We start from the raw sequence: 1,804 nt of genomic DNA on the forward strand, positions 1-1,804 counted from the left end.
CGCCGAGTTCAAGCACCCGCCGTGGCTTGAGCGCTAGAATGCGCGCAACAGCCGCCGCGCGCCATGCTTGCATATCCGTCAGCGGAATCGGTTGACCATCGTAGCTGCTATTCCAGCCACTGAAGTTCTCGCCAAGTGCGTGATGCGCGGCGTCGTCATAAAGCGTGTCGTAAACCTTTTGCCATTCGTCGACTTGGCGCATCTCCGAATCTGCACTACGTTCGCAACAAGCTTTATCCAGTACGACGTAACCCACCAGCTGTTTGTGATCAGCGTGGTCTTCACGCGCGATAACCGCCGCCTGCGCCACAGCCGGGTGACGGCACAACGCGGCCTCGATTTCACCCAGCTCAATCCGAAAGCCCCGAACCTTAATTTGCTGATCTGCACGACCAACAAAGTCCAGCGTACCGTCTGGGCGCCAACGCACCAGATCGCCCGTGCGGTACATACATGCGCCATCCGCATTAAACGGGTTAGCCACAAAGCGCTCAGCAGTGAGCGCCGGGCGATTAAAATACCCTCTGGCGACCCCTGTGCCTGCAATGTACAGTTCACCCGGTACCCCCATAGGAGCGGGGCGTAGTCCCGCATCTAAAACGTAGGCTTGTACATTGTTCAGCGGCGTGCCGATCGGGATCGGCGCTTGTGTTGAGACCGGTGCCTGGATCGCATAAAGGGTTGACAGTACGGTCGCCTCAGTCGGCCCATAGCCGTTCGCCACCCCGACCTCAGGACAGTGCTCATGCACCCGCTTGACCGCCGCGGCTGAGACCACATCGCCGCCCGCAATCAGCTGACGCACACTACGAAGATAGCTCAGGTCGCCTTCAACCATCAGGTGAAACAGCCCCGAAGTCAGCCAAAGTGCACTGACTTGGTGACGCAAGATAACATCTTGTAACGTCCTGATATCGAATTCACCGGGCGGTGCAATAACCACCTGCCCACCGGTGAGCAGCGGCGTCCATAGCTCATAAGTGGACAGATCGAAAGTCGGCGCCGTATGCATCAGTACACGCTCGCGCGCCTGGGCCAAACGCTCGTTCAGCGCCAAATTGACGACATTGCGATGGGTCACGCCAATGCCTTTGGGCTGACCGGTGGAGCCCGACGTGTACATCACATAGGCTAATTGCTCGGGCAAGCATGCAATAGCGGGATTGTCGCTTGGCTCGTCATTCAGCAATGCACTGGCGTCAACCACGATGACCTGCGCACCCAGCACGCAACACCGTGCTTGGTACGTACGGTCCGTGAGCATCACCGGCGCGCCGGTTTCGCTCAAAATGGTGCGCAGTCGGCTATCGGGCCATTGCTCGTGTAGCGGCACATAGGTGCCGCCGGCCTTGATCACGGCCAGCGTGGCTATGGCGCGCTCGGGCGCACGTTGCATCAAAATGGCTACCGGCGTATCCGCTACGATGCCTTGTTCGATCAATTGATGCGCCAGACGATTAGCCTGAGCATTGAGCTCGGCATAGCTGATCCGTTGCTCTTCAAAAATCAGTGCAATTGCGTCAGGCGTTTGGGCCACTTGAGCCTCAAACAACGCTGGCAGCGTCGCAGCGGGCAACGCTTGTACCGTGTCATTCCATGCAAGCAGCAATTGCTCTTGCTCTGCAACACCCAGCAGTGCGATGCTGTGGATCGGTTGAGCGGGATCCGCCACCACCGCTTCAAGCAAGCGGGTAAAGTAAGTGGCTAGACGCTGAACCGTCTGGCAATCGAATAAGTCCGTCGCGTACTCGATAAACCCTTCCAGCCCTTGTGCGCTGCCATCTGGGCTGGGCTTTTCGCAAAA

The 1,804-nt window shown here is 58.2% G+C and carries 1 protein-coding gene; it reads right to left on the reverse strand.

Translation table 11 applies throughout. The annotated features are described in order from the left end of the window. A partial coding sequence (locus B0O95_RS15125; RefSeq protein ID WP_146064128.1) for a non-ribosomal peptide synthetase occupies positions 1 to 1,804 on the reverse strand: 1,804 nt, incomplete at both ends.

It is taken from the genome of Mycetohabitans endofungorum, assembly GCF_002927045.1.
Classification (GTDB): domain Bacteria; phylum Pseudomonadota; class Gammaproteobacteria; order Burkholderiales; family Burkholderiaceae; genus Mycetohabitans; species Mycetohabitans endofungorum.